The organism is Planosporangium thailandense, assembly GCF_011947195.1.
GTDB classification, from domain to species: domain Bacteria; phylum Actinomycetota; class Actinomycetes; order Mycobacteriales; family Micromonosporaceae; genus Planosporangium; species Planosporangium thailandense.
On sequence record NZ_JAATVY010000008.1, the window covers coordinates 204662 to 222549 of the forward strand.

General features: G+C 70.6%; 18 protein-coding genes. 9 read left to right on the top strand and 9 right to left on the bottom strand.

Going from position 1 to position 17888, the window contains the following annotated elements:
• The first annotated feature begins 12 nt into the window (after positions 1-12).
• The 4 genes from HC031_RS14455 (at position 13) to HC031_RS14470 (ending at position 5218) form a co-directional block, all read left to right on the top strand.
• Positions 13-3738 carry a multifunctional oxoglutarate decarboxylase/oxoglutarate dehydrogenase thiamine pyrophosphate-binding subunit/dihydrolipoyllysine-residue succinyltransferase subunit gene (locus tag HC031_RS14455; protein WP_167925800.1) on the top strand — a complete coding sequence of 1242 codons (3726 nt, stop codon included), beginning with the start codon at positions 13-15 and terminating at the stop codon, positions 3736-3738.
• Positions 3739-3810: 72 nt separating this feature from the next.
• Positions 3811-3990: a DUF6104 family protein gene (locus HC031_RS14460; protein ID WP_167925801.1), complete on the top strand. Its 180-nt coding sequence runs from the start codon at positions 3811-3813 to the stop codon at positions 3988-3990.
• A gap of 51 nt (positions 3991-4041) precedes the next feature.
• Complete coding sequence (locus HC031_RS14465; protein WP_167925802.1) at positions 4042-4188, top strand: hypothetical protein; 147 nt, start codon at positions 4042-4044, stop codon at positions 4186-4188.
• 46 nt (positions 4189-4234) lie between these two features.
• The gene (locus tag HC031_RS14470) at positions 4235-5218 is read left to right on the top strand and encodes a poly(ethylene terephthalate) hydrolase family protein (protein ID WP_167925803.1); all 984 of its coding nucleotides are present in this window, start codon (positions 4235-4237) and stop codon (positions 5216-5218) included.
• A 12-nt stretch (positions 5219-5230) separates the two neighbouring features.
• On the opposite strand, the gene HC031_RS14475 is transcribed toward HC031_RS14470, so the two are convergent.
• The 4 genes from HC031_RS14475 to HC031_RS14490 form a co-directional block, all read right to left on the bottom strand.
• Positions 5231-5392 carry a hypothetical protein gene (locus HC031_RS14475; RefSeq protein ID WP_167925804.1) on the bottom strand — a complete coding sequence of 54 codons (162 nt, stop codon included), beginning with the start codon at positions 5390-5392 and terminating at the stop codon, positions 5231-5233.
• Positions 5393-5510: 118 nt separating this feature from the next.
• Positions 5511-6452: a zinc-binding dehydrogenase gene (locus tag HC031_RS14480; protein WP_167925805.1), complete on the bottom strand. Its 942-nt coding sequence runs from the start codon at positions 6450-6452 to the stop codon at positions 5511-5513.
• Between the two features lie 78 nt (positions 6453-6530).
• Positions 6531-7697: a malic enzyme-like NAD(P)-binding protein gene (locus HC031_RS14485; protein ID WP_167925806.1), complete on the bottom strand. Its 1167-nt coding sequence runs from the start codon at positions 7695-7697 to the stop codon at positions 6531-6533.
• A 232-nt stretch (positions 7698-7929) separates the two neighbouring features.
• The gene (locus tag HC031_RS14490; protein WP_167925807.1) at positions 7930-8232 is read right to left on the bottom strand and encodes a S26 family signal peptidase; all 303 of its coding nucleotides are present in this window, start codon (positions 8230-8232) and stop codon (positions 7930-7932) included.
• Positions 8233-8322: 90 nt separating this feature from the next.
• Between HC031_RS14490 and sodN the strand changes: the two genes are divergently transcribed.
• The 3 genes from sodN to HC031_RS14505 all read left to right on the top strand — a co-directional run bounded on the left by sodN (position 8323) and on the right by HC031_RS14505 (position 9860).
• Complete coding sequence (gene sodN, locus HC031_RS14495; RefSeq protein ID WP_167925808.1) at positions 8323-8727, top strand: superoxide dismutase, Ni; 405 nt, start codon at positions 8323-8325, stop codon at positions 8725-8727.
• 180 nt (positions 8728-8907) lie between these two features.
• Positions 8908-9438, top strand: a complete 531-nt coding sequence (locus HC031_RS14500) for a GNAT family N-acetyltransferase (RefSeq protein WP_167925809.1) — start codon at positions 8908-8910, stop codon at positions 9436-9438.
• A complete protein-coding gene (locus HC031_RS14505) occupies positions 9435-9860 on the top strand; it encodes an anti-sigma regulatory factor (RefSeq protein ID WP_338090656.1) in 426 nt (141 codons plus the stop codon). The genes HC031_RS14500 and HC031_RS14505 overlap by 4 nt, the downstream gene beginning before the upstream one ends.
• A gap of 54 nt (positions 9861-9914) precedes the next feature.
• Here HC031_RS14505 and HC031_RS14510 read toward each other — a convergent pair whose 3' ends face one another.
• Positions 9915-10352, bottom strand: a complete 438-nt coding sequence (locus HC031_RS14510; RefSeq protein WP_338090657.1) for a hypothetical protein — start codon at positions 10350-10352, stop codon at positions 9915-9917.
• Between the two features lie 62 nt (positions 10353-10414).
• Here HC031_RS14510 and HC031_RS14515 point away from each other — a divergent pair, with 62 nt between their 5' ends.
• Entirely contained in the window at positions 10415-11341 is a 927-nt protein-coding gene (locus HC031_RS14515) for a diacylglycerol/lipid kinase family protein (RefSeq protein WP_167925810.1), read from the top strand.
• Positions 11342-11703: 362 nt separating this feature from the next.
• The gene (locus HC031_RS14520) at positions 11704-11961 is read left to right on the top strand and encodes a WhiB family transcriptional regulator (RefSeq protein WP_167925811.1); all 258 of its coding nucleotides are present in this window, start codon (positions 11704-11706) and stop codon (positions 11959-11961) included.
• 596 nt (positions 11962-12557) lie between these two features.
• On the opposite strand, the gene HC031_RS14525 is transcribed toward HC031_RS14520, so the two are convergent.
• From HC031_RS14525 to HC031_RS14540, 4 genes are all read right to left on the bottom strand, one after another.
• Positions 12558-13346, bottom strand: coding sequence for a sirohydrochlorin chelatase (locus tag HC031_RS14525; RefSeq protein WP_420813636.1), 789 nt, complete (start codon positions 13344-13346; stop codon positions 12558-12560).
• Between the two features lie 68 nt (positions 13347-13414).
• Positions 13415-14116, bottom strand: coding sequence for a phosphoadenylyl-sulfate reductase (locus HC031_RS14530; protein ID WP_167925813.1), 702 nt, complete (start codon positions 14114-14116; stop codon positions 13415-13417).
• A gap of 166 nt (positions 14117-14282) precedes the next feature.
• Entirely contained in the window at positions 14283-15980 is a 1698-nt protein-coding gene (locus HC031_RS14535) for a nitrite/sulfite reductase (RefSeq protein ID WP_167925814.1), read from the bottom strand.
• 389 nt (positions 15981-16369) lie between these two features.
• Positions 16370-17848: a histidine kinase N-terminal domain-containing protein gene (locus HC031_RS14540; RefSeq protein WP_167925815.1), complete on the bottom strand. Its 1479-nt coding sequence runs from the start codon at positions 17846-17848 to the stop codon at positions 16370-16372.
• Positions 17849-17888 lie beyond the last annotated feature (40 nt).

A 17888-nucleotide genomic window follows, 5' to 3' on the forward strand; every position in this document is an offset into this window, starting at 1 on the left:
GCGATTACGGACGTGTCAACCCAAGCGACCAACTCGCAGGAGAACCCGCTAGCGGGCTTCGGCCCCAACGAGTGGATCGTCGAGGACATGTACCAGAGGTACCTGTCCGACCCCGCGAGTGTCGATCCCGCATGGCACGACTTCTTCGTAGATTACCGGCCGGGCAGTGACGGCGTAGCGACGTCCGCGGGGACCGGCGCGAACCCGCAGGCCAGCGCGGCAACGCAGGCTCCCACGGCCGCCCCTGCCGCGCCCGCACCGCCGGCCACCCCCGCGACGCCGACCCAGCAGCCGGCCGCGCCGGCCAAGCCCGAAGCTCAGCAGGCCCCCGCCCAGCAGTCCGCCGCTACACAGGCCGCCAAGCCGAAGGTGGCGCCGAGCGCGCCCGCCGGTGCCGCGACCGTCCCGCTGCGCGGTGTCGCAGCCAAGATCGTGCAAAACATGGACGCGTCGCTGGAGATCCCGACCGCCACCAGCGTGCGGGCGGTGCCGGCCAAGCTCCTCGCCGACAACCGCATCGTCATCAACAACCACCTCACCCGTGGTCGCGGCGGCAAGGTCAGCTTCACCCATCTGATCGGGTACGCGATGGTGAAGGCCCTCGCGGACTTCCCGGAGATGAACAACTCCTTCGCCGAGATGGACGGCAAGCCGAACCTCGTGCGACCCGAGCACGTCAACCTCGGGATCGCGATCGACCTGGCGAAGGCCGACGGCTCCCGGTCGCTGGTGGTGCCCAGCATCAAGGCCGTCGAGACGATGGATTTCCGGCAGTTCTGGCAGGCCTACGAGGACGTGGTCCGGCGTGCCCGCCGGGGCGAGCTGACCATGGACGACTACGCCGGCACCACGATCTCGCTGACCAACCCGGGCGGCATCGGCACCGTGCACTCGATCCCCCGCCTGATGTCCGGGCAGGGCACGATTCTCGGCGTCGGCGCGATGGAGTACCCGGCCCCGTACGCCGGCATGTCCAACGAGCGCCTCGCCGAGCTGGGCGTCAGCAAGATCATCACGCTCACGTCGACCTACGACCACCGCATCATCCAGGGCGCGCAGTCCGGCGAGTTCCTCAAGCGCATCCACGAGCTGCTGCTCGGCGAGCACGGCTTCTTCGACGAGATCTTCACCTCGCTGCGCCTGCCGTACGAGCCGGTGCGCTGGGTGCGCGACGTCGACACCACGGCCGACGGGCAGATCGACAAGACCGCGCGGGTGATCGAGCTGATCCACGCCTACCGGGTGCGCGGGCACCTGATGGCCGACACCGACCCGCTCGAGTTCCACATCCGCAAGCACCCCGACCTCGACGTGCTCCAGCACAGCCTCACCCTGTGGGACCTCGACCGCACGTTCAACGTCGGCGGGTTCGCCGGCAAGCAGAAGATGAAGCTGCGCGACGTCCTCGGCGTGCTGCGCGACTCCTACTGCCGACGCGTCGGCGTCGAGTACATGCACATCCAGGACCCGGAGGAGCGCCTCTGGATCCAGCAGCGCGTCGAGCGCCGGCACGAGAAGCCGAGCACCGAGCAGCAGAAGCACATCCTCGGCCGGCTCAACGCGGCGGAGGCGTTCGAGACCTTCCTGCAGACCAAGTACGTCGGCCAGAAGCGGTTCTCGCTGGAGGGCGGCGAGTCGCTGATCCCGCTGCTCGACGAGATCCTGCAGGACTCGGCCCGGGCCAACCTCGACGAGGTCGTGATCGGCATGGCCCACCGGGGCCGGCTCAACGTGCTGGCCAACATCGTCGGCAAGCCGTACGAGAAGATCTTCTCCGAGTTCGAGGGGCACATCGACCCGAAGTCCTCGCACGGCTCCGGTGACGTCAAGTACCACCTCGGCCAGGTCGGCAAGTTCGCCACCCCGGACGGCGAGCACGCGACGACGGTCAGCGTGGTCGCGAACCCGTCCCACCTGGAGGCGGTCAACCCGGTCCTCGAGGGCATCGTGCGGGCCAAGCAGGACAAGATCGACCTCAAGCTCGAGGGGTACACGGTGCTGCCGGTGCTCGTGCACGGCGACGCCGCGTTCGCCGGCCAGGGCGTGGTGGCCGAGACGCTCAACCTGTCGCAGCTGCGGGGCTACCGCACCGGCGGCACGGTCCATGTGGTCGTCAACAACCAGGTGGGCTTCACCACCGCGCCGGAGTACTCCCGCTCCTCGATGTACTCCACGGACGTCGCGCGGATGATCCAGGCCCCGATCTTCCACGTCAACGGCGACGACCCGGAGGCGGTCGTCCGGGTGGCGCGGCTCGCGTTCGAGTACCGGCAGGCGTTCAACAAGGACGTCGTGATCGACATGGTCTGCTACCGCCGGCGCGGTCACAACGAGGGCGACGACCCGTCGATGACCAACCCGCTGATGTACCAGATCATCGACACCAAGCGCTCGGTCCGCAAGATCTACACCGAGGAGCTGATCGGGCGCGGCGACATCACCCTCGAAGAGGCCGAGGTGCTGCTGCGCGACTACCAGCAGCAGCTGGAGACCGTGTTCAAGGCGACCCGGGACGCCTCGTCGGGTCCGTCGACGCGCGTCACCCGGCTGCGTACGCCGGAGCCGGAGCCGGCGGTGGAGACCGCGATCGACGCGGGCCTGCTGCGGCGCATCGGCGAGGCGCACGTCGACCTGCCCGACGGCGTCACCCCGCACAAGCGGGTGGCGCAGCTGCTGGAGCGCCGGCACAAGATGTCGGTCGAGGGCAACATCGACTGGGGCTTCGGCGAGATCATCGCGTTCGGTTCGCTGCTCGCCCAGGGCGTCACGGTCCGGCTGTCCGGCCAGGACTCCAAGCGGGGCACGTTCGTGCAACGGCACTCGGCGGTGGTCGACTCGGTGACCGGGCGCGACTACTTCCCGATCCAGCAGCTGGCCGCCGACTCCGCACGCCTGTTCGTCTACGACTCGCTGCTGAGCGAGTTCGCGGCGATGGGCTTCGAGTACGGGTACTCCGTGGAGAACCTCGACGCGCTCGTGATGTGGGAGGCGCAGTTCGGCGACTTCGCCAACGGCGCGCAGTCGATCGTCGACGAGTTCATCTCGTCCGGTGAGGTCAAGTGGGGTCAGCGCAGCGCGGTGACGCTGCTGCTGCCGCACTCGCACGAAGGCCAGGGCCCCGACCACACCTCCGGCCGGCTGGAGCGCTACCTGCAGCTGTGCGCCGAGGACAACATGCGCGTGGTGGTCCCGACGACCCCGGCCAACCACTTCCACCTGCTGCGCCGCCAGGCGCTGTCGCCGAAGAAGAAGCCGCTGGTCGTGTACACCCCGAAGTCGCTGCTGCGGCACCGGCTGTGCGTGTCGTCGGTGGAGGACTTCACCACCGGCACCTTCCAGCCGGTGGTCCAGGACGCCGGGATCGCCGACGAGGGCGCGGTGAAGCGGGTGCTGTTCTGCTCCGGCAAGGTCTACTACGACCTCGTGCAGGCGCGCGCGGACCGTGGCATCACCGACACCGCACTGGTGCGCATCGAGCAGCTCTACCCGCTGCCGGTCGACGAGGTGCGGGCCGCCCTCGCGCAGTACCCGAACGCCGAGGACTTCGCCTGGGTGCAGGAGGAGCCGGCCAACCAGGGCGCCTGGACGTTCATCGCGCTCAACCTGCTGGAGCACCTGGAGGGGGTGCGGCTGCGGCGGATCTCCCGCCCGGCCGCCGCGGCGCCCGCCGTGGGCTCGGCCAAGATGCACGAAGCCGAGCAGGCGGCCCTGATCGAGGCCGCACTGCCCCGGCCCTGATCTCCGCGATCTTGGACACCTGACGGGGCTATGACCCCGTCAGGTGTCCAAGATCTGCGACAGGGAGGAATCATGTACTTCACCGACCGGGGCATCGAGGAGCTGTCCGAGCGCCGGGGCGAGGAGACCATCACCATGGACTGGCTCGCCGAACGACTGCGTGACTTCGTCGACCTGAACCCGGAGTTCGAGGTTCCCGTCGAGCGGCTGGCCACCTGGCTCGCCCGACTCGATGACGACGACGAGGATTGACATCCTCTCCGCCCCTAAAGCTAAAGGACGGAGATTCCCTCCACACTGCGCGTGGAACACGCGGCGTCCGGGTGGGTTACGTTCAGCGCCCACCGGATCGGCGACGAGGAGCTGACCACGGACCTCGCCGCCGCCGGGCTGTGGTTCGACCGCTGGCTCACCGAGGACCACGCCTGGTTCACCGCCCGTCCCGCGTGACCCGGCTCTCGTGCCGACTGTGGAGATACCTGCCTACAGTCGACCCGTGCGGCGTCGACGGTTACTGAGCGGCCTGCTCGCGCTGGCGCTCGCCGGCCCCCTCGCCGGTTGCACGGCGTCACCGGCCGCCCCACCGAGCCACCCCACGCCACGCGGGTCGGCTGCCGCCAGCCCGGGGGCGCCCCCGCTGGTACACCTGCCACCGCTGCCTGCCCGGCCGTCGCCCACCCGGCCCCTCGCGGTCGGTGTCCGGCAACTGGATCTCACGCGCGGGCCCGACCGACCCCTGCCAACCACGATCTGGTACCCGGCCCGGGGCGACGCGGACGGCGCCACGCATCCGGGAGCCACCCCGGCGACCGGCCGGTACCCGCTCGTCCTCCTCAGCCACGGCCTCATGGGCCGGCCGGAGGCGCTCGCCCCGATCGGCATCCGGTGGGCGGCCGCCGGGTTCATCGTGGCCGCGCCGACGTACCCGCATACCAACCACGACGCCGCCCACTTCGACATCCTGGATGTGGTGAACCAGCCGGCCGACGCGTCGTACGTGATCAGCCAGGTGCTGGCGCTCGACGGTCACGACGGCGACCTGCTCGCCGGCCACATCGACACGGCCGCCGTCGCCGCGACGGGACACTCCGCCGGCGGCATCACCACGACGGGGATGCTGTCCGCGCAGCGCGATCCCCGGCTGCGGGCGGCGATCGTGATGGCCGGGGCGTTGCTCGGTGGGTCCTACACCGGACCGGTGACGCCGGCGCTGTTCGTCCATGGCGACGCCGACCAGACCGTCACCTACGAGGGCGGGCGGTCGGCGTACGACGCGGACCCCTGGCCGAAGGCGTTTCTGACGGTGATCGGCGGCGACCACGGCAGCTACCTGACGGCCGACGGGCCCGGCTTCGAGCAGATGATCAATGCCACGACCGATTTCCTGCGCTGGACGCTCTACGGCGACGTGGCGGCGCTGGCCAGGCTGGCCGCCGACGGCACGGCGGCGGGCACGACGCGGTGGGAGTCGAAGCTCTGACGCCGGCCGTACTCAGCTGAGCGCCAGGTAGGCGGTCAGCACGACGAGCGCGACCACGACCGCCACGCCGGTGACGAGGAGCCGGCGCGATGACCGCCCGCCCTCCGGCGGTGCCTGAGCGAACGCCTTGAACTGCTCGGTGTTGCCGCTTGGGTCGACCCGATCGCTTGGCATGCCCGCACCCTAGCGAACGGACCGGCGCCGCGGTGTCCCGTCGGATGCCGCCTGCGGAATCCCGTCGGATGCCGGACAGCGGCGGGCCGCCGGGTGACCGGGGCCCGCCGACCGTCCGTCACTTGGTGTGGTCGCAGACCACCTTGCCGAAGACGTCACCCGACTCGAGCCGCTGGAACGCCCCGCGTACGTCGCTGAAGCCGTGGACCGAGTCGATGATCGGCCGGATCCCGCGCTCGACACACAGCCGCAGCAGCTGGCCCAGCTCCTCGGGGGTACCCATCATCGAGCCGAGGATCTCCAGCTCGCCGGCGAAGACGCGGCGCAGGTTGACCTCCGGGAGGTGGCCGGAGGTGGCGCCGGAGACGACGATGCGGCCGCCCCGCTTGGCGCACTTGACGGAGTGGTCGAACGTGGCCCTGCCGACGGTCTCGATCACCACGTCGACCCGCTCAGGCAGGCGGGCACCGCTCTCCAGCGCCGTCGCGCCCAGCGCCGCGATCCGTTCCCGCTTCTCGGCGTCGCGGCTCGTCGCGTACACCCGGGCGCCGAGCGCCACGCCGAGGACGACGGCGGCGGTCGCCACCCCACCGCCCGCGCCCTGGACCAGCACGCTGCCGCCCTCCGGCAACCGGCCCTTGGTGGTCAGCATCCGGTACGCGGTGAGCCACGCCGTCGGAAGGCACGCCGCCTCGGCGAAGGACAGCTCGGCCGGCTTGGCTACGAGGTTGCCGGCCGGCACGGCCACCCGTTCGGCGAGGGTGCCCGGGTAGAGCTCCGAGAGGATGGTCTGCTTGCCGTCCGGCTCGCGGACCACCGGGTAGATGACCACCTCGTTGCCCTCCGGGTCGACGCCGGCGGCGTCGCAGCCGAGGATCATCGGCAGCTGGTCTTCCCGCAGGCCCACGCCGCGCAGCGACCACAGGTCATGGTGGTTGAGCGCGCTGGCGCGCACGTCGACGGTCACCCAGCCTTCGTGCGCCGGCTCGGGCCGTTCCCCGACCGTCAGCGCCGCAAGCGGGTCTTCTGGGTTGAACGAGGAAGCGTAAGCGGCTCGCATGTTCGCGACGCTAGCAGACCCATGATCGGCGCAACGTGTGATGTTGTGCCGATCATGGGTCCACCGTCAGCGGGTCCGTCAGCGGGTGACGCCGTCGCGGACCGCGGCCTCGGCGACGGCTACGGAGACCGCGGGAGCGACGCGCGGGTCGAGAGGGCTCGGAACGATCGCGTCCCGGCGCAGCTCGTTGGCGACGACCGAGGCGATCGCGTCCGCCGCGGCGATCTTCATGCCGTCGGTGATGCGGGTCGCGCCGGCGTCGAGCGCGCCCCGGAACACACCGGGGAACGCGAGAACGTTGTTGATCTGGTTCGGGAAGTCGCTGCGCCCGGTCGCGACGACCGCCGCGTACCGGGACGCGATGACGGGGTGGACCTCCGGGGTCGGGTTGGCCAACGCGAAGATCGCGCCGCCCGGCGCCATGCCGGTCAGCGCCTCCTCCTCGATCGTGCCGCCGGAGACACCGATCAGGACGTCCGCGTCGCGCAGCGCGTCGGAGATGCCGCCGCGCACGCCGTCGGCGTTGGTGAGCTCGGCCAGCTCGCGCTTGGTGGACGTGAGGTCGTCCCGTCCGCTGTGGATGGGCCCGCGCGAGTCGACCACGATGACCGACCCCGGCTCCACCCCGCCGGCGACGAGCATCTTGGTCACCGCGACGCCGGCCGCGCCGGCGCCGCTGACGACCACCCGCAGCCGGTCCAGCTTGCGGTCGAGCAGGGCGGCCGCGTTGCGCAGCGCGGCGAGCACGACGATCGCCGTGCCGTGCTGGTCGTCGTGGAAGACGGGGATGTCCAGCGCCTCGTCCAGACGGCGCTCGATCTCGAAGCAGCGCGGCGCCGCGATGTCTTCCAGGTTGATCCCGCCGAAGGACGGCGCGAGCGCGGTCACCGTCGCGATGATCTCCTCGGTGTCCTGGGTGGCGAGGCAGATCGGGACCGCGTCGACGTTGGCGAACTGTTTGAACAGCGCACCCTTGCCTTCCATGACGGGCAGCGCCGCGCGCGGACCGATGTTGCCGAGCCCGAGCACCGCCGAGCCGTCGGTCACCACCGCCACGGTGTGCCGGACCCAGGTGTACTCGTGCACCAGCGTCGCGTCGGCCGCGATCGCTTCACACACCTGTGCGACGCCCGGGGTGTACGCGAGAGAGAGGTCCTCGCGGGTGGACAGCGGGACGGCCGAGTTGACGACGAGCTTCCCGCCGCGATGCAAGGTGAAGACAGGGTCGTACGGATCGAAAGACACGGGGCCTCCTAGCCACGTAGTGAGACGTCGGCCTGTGCCGGCTGCGGGTCCGCTCGGCGTCGGCGCACTGCTGCGTGGGGGTCACCCTTGTCTAAGGGGACAGCATAATGGCTGACGGTCCGGCTCCCGCGTTATTCATTTCACGCTCGCAGCCACAATTGTCACCCGCGGTGCGCAGACGCGCCCGGAGCGCGGCTACCGGTGATCGGCACCGGCGCGCCTGCGGCGGCGCTCACCGGCGACGCATCACGGCCGGGCGGGGCCACCAGCGCAGGACGACCTTGCCGACGACGTCGGCGACCCCGTACGCCCGCGAATCGTCGGTCACGAACTCGTTGTCTCCGACCAGCCACCAGCCCGTGCCCTCCGGCCGGGCCACCCGCTTGACGACGAGCAACGACGGGCGGGACCGGAACCGTGCGACGACGACGTCACCGGGGCGTATCCGGGCGGTGCGGCGCACGAGCACCGCGTCCCCGTCGCGCAGCGTAGGCGTCATCGAGGGCCCTCGGACGAGGGCGGGGTACCACGGCATCCGCAACGGGTATCTCCTGTCGCTGCCACAACCGGGCAAGGGTAATGTCGCTCTTGAGGATCGATCATCGCAAACCACCAGGAGGGTTCGATGCGTTTGCCGCGTCTACTGACTCCCCGCACTGTCGTTTCCGCCCACTGCGACCTGCCCTGTGGTGTCTACGACCCCGCACAGGCCCGCATCGAGGCGGAATCTGTCAAGGCGATCTGCGAGAAGTACCAGGCCAACAACGACCCGGAGTTCCGTACCCGGGCCCTGATGATTAAGGAACAGCGGGCCGACCTGGTCAAGCACCACTTGTGGGTGCTGTGGACCGACTACTTCAAGCCGCAGCACTTCGAGAAGTACCCGCAGCTGCACCAGCTCTTCAACGAGGCGACCAAGCTCGCGGGAGCCAGCGGCGCCAAGGGATCGGCCGACCCGGCCGTCGCGGACAAGCTCCTCGCGAAGATCGAGGAGATCTCCAAGATCTTCTGGGAGACGAAGCAGGCCTGAAAGTCAGGTGGATGATTGGTAGCCCCCTAGCCCGGGTACGGGTGACGGGGGCTACCGGCTAATCTGGCTCGGCTGGGCCCGATCGACAGGCCCACCGGCTAGGCTGACCAGGCCAGCCCCGGTTCCGGACCGGCCAGCAGGGGTGGCGCGGGCACGGCGGTGGCATCCGCTGGAGGTGTGATGAGCGTCGAGATCCGGCCGATTCGCCGGACGGACGTGCCCGCGGTCGTAGCGATGGTGCACGAACTGGCCGACTACGAGCGCGCCCCGCGGGAATGCCATCTCACCGACGCGCAACTGGAAGCCGCCCTCTTCGCCGAGAGCCCCGCCCTGTTCGGCCACATCGCTCTGCTGGACGGCGAAGCGGTCGGCATGGCCCTCTGGTTCCTCAACTTCTCCACCTGGCGTGGGGTGCACGGGGTGTACCTCGAGGATCTGTACGTGCGGCCGTCGGCGCGCGGCAAGGGAGTCGGACGGGCGCTGCTCGCCACCCTCGCGGCCGTGTGCACCGATCGCGGGTACGAGCGCCTCGAGTGGTGGGTGCTGCACTGGAACCCGGCCCGCGAGTTCTACCACTCCATCGACGCGGTGGCGATGGACGAATGGGTGCCCTACCGGCTGGCCGGCCCGGCGCTGCACGCGCTCGCCGCGACGGCACCCGTGACGGGCGCCGGAGACCTGGAGCCGTCGTTACGGGGGGATGCAGGGTGACCCAACTCGTACCGGAGCGAACACCGGCCGACCAGGCCGCCGACGTCGTACTGCTCGCCGTGCCGGCGTCGGGCGCCTGGCTGGGGGTTCTGCGCACCGCCACGGCGAGCCTCGCCTCCCGGCTGTCGTTCACGCTCGACGAGATCGAGGATCTGCGCATCGCCGTCGACGAGGCCTGCGCGATCCTGTTGGCACTGGCGTCCCTCGACGCGGTCCTGTCCTGCCGGTTCACGGTCACCGGCGATGGGCTGACCGTCGACGCGACGGTGCCGACCGACAACCCGTCGTCGGTACGGCTGCCCTCCGGCGAGTCGTTCGCGTGGCAGGTTCTCAGCGCCCTGGCCGACGACGTGTCCGCCAAGGTCGAAAACGACCTGGTGTGCATCCGCCTGACGAAGCGTCGCCCCGCCCAACCGGCCTGAGCTGAGACGTGCGACGGCACCGTCGCGGCACCGTTGGGGCCGGCGCGGGACAGCTCAGCGGACGCCGAGCGCCTCGCGGGTGGCGGGCGTCACCAGCAGTCCCGCTCCGAGCAGCCCCAGCGCGAACACGGGCACGCCGAGCCAGACGACTCCTGCCGAGATCATGAACCAGCCGATCGGCAGCAGCATCAACTCCAGCACGACCGCCGGCCCGCGGGCCCAGGCGCGCCGCCGGATGAGCGCGCGGGCGAGTACGCCGAGCAGGACGGCGATCAACGCCGCGAAGCCGGTCACGATCAGCGCGTCTTGCAGGACCACGTCACGCACCGTGAGGTCCGCGTACACGAGGTAGGCCACGATCACGGCGACCACGACGGTCTCGGCGAGCAGCAGCCCCACCGCCACCCGGAGAGTGCCCGGCATCCGCGCACCGGGCTGCGGGGACTCCGGTACGTGAGGTTCGCGTCGCGCTCCGGCGCCCTGGTCCGTCACGACGATCACTGTACCGCTGGTCAGGAGGCTTGCGATGGCACCCTGCGGGTACAGTGCCGGCCATGCGTGCGCTTCTCGTGGTCAACCCGAAGGCGACCACCACGAGCGAGCGCAGTCGCGACGTCCTGGTCCGCGCACTGCGCAGCGAGGTGGACCTCACGGTCGCGTACACCCGCCGGCGGGGCCACGCGGTCCAGTTGGCGAAGGAGGCCGCGGCCGAGGGTATCGATCTCGTGGTGACCCTCGGTGGTGACGGCACCGTCAATGAGGCGGTCAACGGGTTGATGGCGGCCGGCGACAAGGCCGACAACCGGCCGGGCCTCGCCGTCGTCCCCGGCGGCTCGACCAACGTGCTCGCCCGGGCCGTCGGCATGCCGAGGGACTGGGCCGACGGCGTGAGCGTGATCCTCGAGGCGCTACGGGAGGAGCGGTACCGGCGGATCAGTCTGGGGCTGGCCGATGACCGGCATTTCACGTTCAGCGCCGGGCTGGGGCTCGACGCCGAGGTGATCCGCCGGGTCGAACAGGCCCGGCACCGGGGCCGCACCTCGACGCCCGCGCTCTACCTGCGCTCCACCGTGGCGCAGTACTTCCTGGAGACCAGGCGCCGGCCGCCCCCGGTGACCCTCGAGCGGCCCGGCGAGCAGCCCGAGACCGGGCTCGCGACGGTCATCGTCCAGAACGTCGCGCCGTGGACGTACCTCGGCGACCGACCGGTCAACCCCTGCCCGGACGCCTCCTTCGACACCGGCCTCGACGTGATGGCCATGCGGGAACTACACCTGACGAGCACGACGCGTACGGCCCGGCAGATCCTGGCCCAGCAGCCGAACCCGCGCGGGAAGCGCGTTCTCAACCTGCATGATCTTGAAACCTTCACGCTCCGGTCCGAGTGCCCATTGGCGTTTCAGCTTGACGGGGAGTACCTCGGCGAACGAGACAAAGTCGAATTCCGCTCGATCCCGGACGCGTTACGGATCGTGTGCTGACCCGTTGCACTTATTAGAAGCATCACTCGATTGGCGAGCGCGCGACCACGACAATTGCATGACGGTGGCAGCCAGTCACCTTCGGCACTACTTTAGTAACAGACAGTCGTAAGCACCGGGCCCTCGGGAAGGTTTGAAAAACCGGACATACCCAGCGTGACGTCACTCACGCGTTCCAAGTTTTTCCGAACGTTCCCCTTGACATCGCGTTAGTTCGTGAAAGTATTCACAAGCGAAGCGAGTTGCCTGCTCACGCGCTGCCGTCGGCCTGGTTCACCCGGTGCGGCCGGCACCGCGAGACGCATATAAGAACGATTAACGCACTCACTGCAACCGATCTGCGAACAAGGAGTGTTGCCGCCATGTCGGACTGGCGCCACCGTGCCGCCTGCCGCGATGAGGACCCGGAGCTGTTCTTCCCTATCGGGACGTCTGGTCCGGCCCTGCTGCAAATCGAGCAGGCGAAGGCGGTCTGCCGGCGCTGCTCTGTGACCGACGAGTGCCTGCAGTGGGCGCTCGACTCGGGTCAGGACGCCGGCGTCTGGGGCGGAATGAGCGAAGAGGAGCGGCGCGCTCTCAAGCGGCGCGGCGGCCTGCGGGTTCGCGCTCACTCGGCCTGATCTGGACCGTACGATGCCCCGGAGGTCAGCGGCCTCCGGGGCATCGCCGTTTACCGGCGACTCCACTCCCCTGCCGGTCCGCCCGCCGAGCCGGTCAGCCGACCGCACGGTCGCGCTCACCGTTCCCAGCGTCACACTCATCCTCCCGAGCCCAGGCTCACGCCGCCGCCGACCCGACATCCCGGGGAAGTCCCCGGTCGCAGTTGTCATGCCGCAGCGGCCCCTCACCGATCGCGCTCTCCTGCTCACTCGCCGGCCAAGGTACGCGGAGCAAATCTGCCCGGATCGGATCTCCGGTGAGCCAGCCGACGACTCAGCCTCGCTGGCGAGGCTGTGGGTTGGCATCACCCGTCACGGGTGAAAGGCCGGCACGCTTCGCAACGGGTACGCCGGCAGTCGGGACAGGGTCCGGGGCCGCGGGATCCGAGGGAGCGGCGGCGCGCCGACAGGGGGCAGGACAGCCGAACACAGCGGGGGCAGCAGAAGGTACGTACGGAGCGCTGAGAGACCGTCAGAAGCCGGCTGAAGGGCCTCGCAGCCGGGACGGCGCGGGGGTTGGGCCGTGACCGGCTCGCCGCGCGGGCGGGGCCGTTCAGCTACGCCGCGACCGGCTCGCCGCGCACGCCGGCGACGCGGTCCAGGACCAGCCGGACCAGCTCCGGCAAGGCACCCAGCGGCGGCGCCGCGGCCACCGCTCCGGCCGTACGGGCCGACTCGACCGCGGCGTCGTACAGGCGCCCGGGCGCCAGGAAGTAGGCCGCGAGCGCGACCGACCGCGCCCCGCGCTGGCGGAGCGCGTAGACCGCCTCGCCGGCGGTGGGCGTGCTGGCCGACGCGTAGGCGGGCAGGCACGGTACGCCCAGGCGGCTGCCCAGGGCCCGCGCGGCCAGTTCGATGGTGGTAAGGGCCGCGCGGTCACGGGTACCCGCCGCCGCGAGGACGACGCTGTCGACGGGCACGCCGGTCTCCGCCAGCCGCCGGCGCAGGCCGGCCAGCAACGGCGCGGGCACCCTGCCATCGACCGGTCCCAGGACGTCGGTGAGCCGGACGTCGAGGTCCACACCGTCGGCCCGGGCCTTCGCCAGGACGGCCGGGATGTCGACCCGGCCGTGGTAGGCCGAGGTCAGCAGCAGCGGTACGACCGTTGCCGACGGGAAGCCGCGGTCCCGCAGCGAGGCGAGGACCTCGCCGGGCCGGGGCCCCGCGTGATCGAGGAACGACGCCTCGACGACCGAGCCCGGCCGGACGGCCGCGACCGCCGTGGCCAGCGCCCGGGTCGTCGCGCCGGCCCGCGGATAGCTCGAGCCGTGCGCGACGAGGAGGATGGGGTCGTGAGCGCGAGGAGCGCAGCGGAGCGGAGCACCGCAGTCGCGAACAACCGGGATCTCGTGAGCGCGAGGAGCGCAGCGGAGCGGAGCACCGCAGTCGCGAACATCCGGGATCTCGTCGTACCTCAAACGTGCAGCCCGCATTCGGTCTTGTCGAACATCGGCCAGCGCCCGGCACGGGGGTCCTCACCGGGAGCCGTACGGCGGGTGCACGGCCAGCAGCCCACCGAGCCGTACCCCTGGCGCAGCAGCGTGTTGACCGGCACGTTGTGGCGGGAGATGTACCGGTCCACGTCGGCCTGCGTCCACGCCGCCAGCGGCGAGACCTTCACCTTGCCCCGGTTGGTGTCGTAGCCCACGACCGGCGTGTTGGCCCGCGTCGGCGACTCGTCGCGGCGAAGCCCCGCCGCCCACGCGTCGTAGCTGGCCAGCGCCCGCTCCAGCGGCTCGACCTTGCGCAGGTCGCAGCACTCGTCGGGGCTGCGGGCGTACAACCGCGGGCCGAACTTCTCGTCCTGCTCCTTGACCGTGAGCTTCGGCCGGATCGACCGGACCGTCACGGGCAGGGTGCGCTGCACGATGTCGCGTACCCGCAGGGTCTCGGCGAAGTGCAGGCCGGTGTCGAGGAAGACCACGTCGACGCCGGGCGCCACGCGGGAGACGACGTGCACGAGCACCGCGTCGGCGAAGGAGCTGGTCACGCAGAACCGCTCGCCGAACGTCTCCAGGGCCCAGGCCACGATCTCCTCGGCCGGCTTGCCCTCCAGCTCACGGCCGGCACGGGCCGCCAGCTCGCGCAGCTCTTCCTTGGTACGGGTATCCGTCACCGGTCTACCTCCAGCGCTCGTCCGACCAGACCCACAAACTTCACCGAGAACACGCGGGCGCAGGAGTGGCACTCCCAGGCACCGTGGCCGCCCTCTGCCGAGGGCCGCAGATCTTCCTCGCCGCAGTACGGGCAGTACAGCGGCGCCTGCCTCTCACCCGCCTCGCTCATTTGAGCTCCTCTTCGGGAGCGCGCATGACCCACTGCGCGAACGTCTCGCCGTCGGCGCGCGCGGCGAGGTAGCGGCGGGCCAGCCGTTCGACGTAGTCGGGAAGCTCGTCCGCGGTGGTCTTGAGGCCGCGCAGCTTTCGGCCGAAGCCGGCGGTCTGCCCCGCGGCCATGCCCAGCCCGCCACCGAGGTGCACCTGGAAGCCCTCGACCTGGCGGCCGTCGGCCGCGGTCACGATCATGCCCTTGAGCCCGATGTCGGCCACCTGGGTGCGCGCACAGGCGTTGGGGCAACCGTTGAGGTGGATGGAGATGTCGGCGTCGAACTCGGCCAGCCGCTTCTCCAGCTCCGCTACCAACGACGCGGCGCGCGCCTTGGTCTCGACGATGGCCAGCTTGCAGAACTCGATGCCGGTGCAGGCCATCGTGCCGCGCCGCCACGCCGACGGGGTCGCCTCCAGGCCGATCTCCCGCAGCGCCGCCACGAGCGAGTTGACCCGGTCGTGGTCAAGATCGAGAACCAGCAGCTTCTGGTACGGCGTGAGCCGCACCCGCCCGCTGCCGTGCCGCTCGGCGATGTCGGCGACCTTGGCGAGAAGCTCGCCCGAGACCCGGCCGGCGACCGGCGCGACGCCGACGTAGTACTTGCCGTCCCACTGCTTGTGGATACCGACGTGGTCGATCGGACGCTCGGGCAGCTCGGGGGCTGGGCCGTCGATGAGCTTGCGGCCGAGGTACTCGGTCTCCAGCACCTCGCGGAACTTCTCCGGGCCCCAGTCGGCCATCAGGAACTTCAGCCGGGCGCGGTTGCGCAGCCGCCGGTACCCGTAATCCCGGAAGATCTTCACGACGCCGAGCCAGACTTCGGCGATCTCGTGCAGCGGCACCCACACGCCGAGCCGCTTGGCGAGCATCGGGTTGGTCGACAGCCCGCCGCCGACCCACAGGTCGAAGCCGGGGCCGTGCTCGGGGTGGATCACACCGAGGAACGCGACGTCGTTGGCCTCGTACGGGGTGTCCGCCAACCACGAGATCGTGGTCTTGAACTTGCGCGGCAGGTTGGACACCTCGGGGTTGCCGATGAACTCCGCGTGGATCTCACGGATCGCCTCGGTGGCGTCGAGCACCTCGGCCTCGGCCACCCCGGCGACCGGGCTGCCCAGGATGACACGGGGCGTGTCACCGCAGGCCTCGGTCGTGTCCAGCCCCACGCCCTCGAGCTCACGCCAGATGGCCGGCACGTCCTCGATCCGCACCCAGTGCAGCTGGATGTTCTGCCGGTCGGTGATGTCCGCGCTGTCGCGCGCGTACCGGGTCGACACGTTGGCGATCGCCCGCAGCTGCGCCAGGTCGAGCTGGCCGCCGTCGATGCGGACCCGCAGCATGAAGTACTCGTCTTCGAGCTCGTGCGGCTCGAGGACGGCCGTGCGGCCGCCGTCGATGCCCGGTGCGCGCTGGGTGTACAGGCCCCACCAGCGCATCCGGCCGCGCAGGTCGGTCGGGTCGATGCTGGAGAAACCGCCCTTGGCGTAGATCGTCTCGATCCGCTGCCGGACGTTGAGCCCGTCGTCGTCTTTCTTGAAGCGCTCGTTGGCGTTGAGCGGTTCACGGTGCCCCAGCGCCCACTGGCCCTCGCCGCGGCGACGCTTGGCGGGGGCACTGGATTGGGAACCGGTGGGGACGGCGGTAGCCGTCATGCGAGCGTCCTCCTGCTGATGGTGGGAGCGCGCGCCGGTGGACCGCGGGTACAGCGGTTGACGTCGATGTCAAAAGAAATCCGGCGCGATCGCGCGCCCGAAAACGAAAAACGGGCCGCGTCAGGCAGCCGGACAGATGGCGCTGCGAACGCGACCGAAGTCGACGTGTCGGCGGCTGGTAAGCCGCAGGGAAGCAGCGGTCATAGCGTCGATCGTGCCACGATCGCGACCGCCGCGCCATGGGTGCGTGAGACCCGTCTCACCCGCATATGCCGTCCGACCAGCCAATACTCCCATTAACACACCGACTCGGTAGGGAATTTACCAGGCGCTGACCGGGGCCGGGGACGGACGAGCGCACCCTCGTCCCGCCATCCGGGACGATGAGGTCACCTCTTGGACAGCGGCACCACCAGCACCGCTTCCGTACCGCCTTCCGCCCGTCGGCGCAGCTCGAGCGACCCGCGCAGCTCACCGGTGGCGAGGGTTCGCACGATCTGCAACCCGAGCCGCTCGCTGGCGTCGAGATCGAAGTCGGGCGGCAGGCCCTGGCCGGAGTCGGCGACCGTGACGTGCAACTGCCGGCGGAACCGGTGCGCGCTGATGACCACCTCACCTTCGGCGCCCGGCCCGTACGCGTGCTCGACCGCGTTCTGCAGCAGCTCGTTGAGCACCATGACCAGCGGGGTGGCGACCTCTGCCGGGAGCACGCCGAACGTGCCGGAGCGCCGGATCGTCACGCGCGTCTCGGCCGCCGCGACCTCCTTCGCGGCCGACGCCACCCGGTCGACGATGCCGTCGAACTCCACCGCCTCGTCCGACGACATCGACAGGGTCTCGTGCACGATCGCGATCGACGCGACCCGGCGCACCGACTCCTCCAGCGCGGCCCGGGCCTCGGGTACCCCGACCCGCCGGGCCTGCAGCCGCAGCAGCGCCGCGACCGTCTGCAGGTTGTTCTTCACCCGGTGGTGGATCTCGCGGATCGTGGCGTCCTTCGTGATCAGCTGGCGGTCCCGGCGGCGCACCTCGGTGACGTCCCGCACGAGCACCAGCGCGCCGATCGGGGTACCGGCCGGCATCAGCGGCAGCGCGCGCATCAGGACCGTCGCGCCGCGCGCCTCGATCTCCCGGCGCGGCGGCGCCTCGCCGCGCAGCGCGGCCAGCACGACCTCCGAGGTCTCGCCGCCTTCGAGCGGGTCGTCGGCGAGCCGTCCGGTGATCGCCGCCAGGTCCTCCCCCACGAGGTGGGTCGACAGGCCGAGCCGCCGGTACGCCGACTGCGCGTTCGGGCTCGCGTACGTGACCTTGCCCCCGCCGTCGATGCGGATCAGCCCGTCACCGACCCGGGGCGCGCTCGTCGTCTCGCCGGGGTGCCGGGGCTGCGGGAAGACCCCGTCGGCGATCATCTGGGCGAGGTCGTCGGCGGTGGTGAGGTAGTTGAGCTCCAGGTGGCTGGGGGTCCGCGCGGTCGACAGGTTGGTGTCGCGGCCGATCACCGCGATCACCTCGTCCCGGCCGGCGCGCCGGACCGGGATCGCCTCATGGCGGGCCGGGGTGTCGCCGTACCAGACCGGGTCGCCCTCGCGCCAGATCCGGCCCTGCTCCACGGCGACCGCCAGGTGCGCCACCTCCGGGCCGCTGAAGATGCGCCCCACCTGGTCGTCCTGGTAGGCCGTCGGGCCGGTGGTGGGGCGCACCTGGGCCACGCAGAGGAACTGGCCGTCGGGCAGCGCCACCCACATGAGCAGGTCGGCGAAGGACAGGTCGGACACGAGCTGCCAGTCACCGGCCAGCCGGTGCAGATGCTCGATGTCGGCGGATTCGAGGTTGGTGTGCTCCTCGACGAGGTCACGCAGCGTGGACACGCCTCACAGCCTGCCACGTCCCACCCTGTAGCCTCTTCAG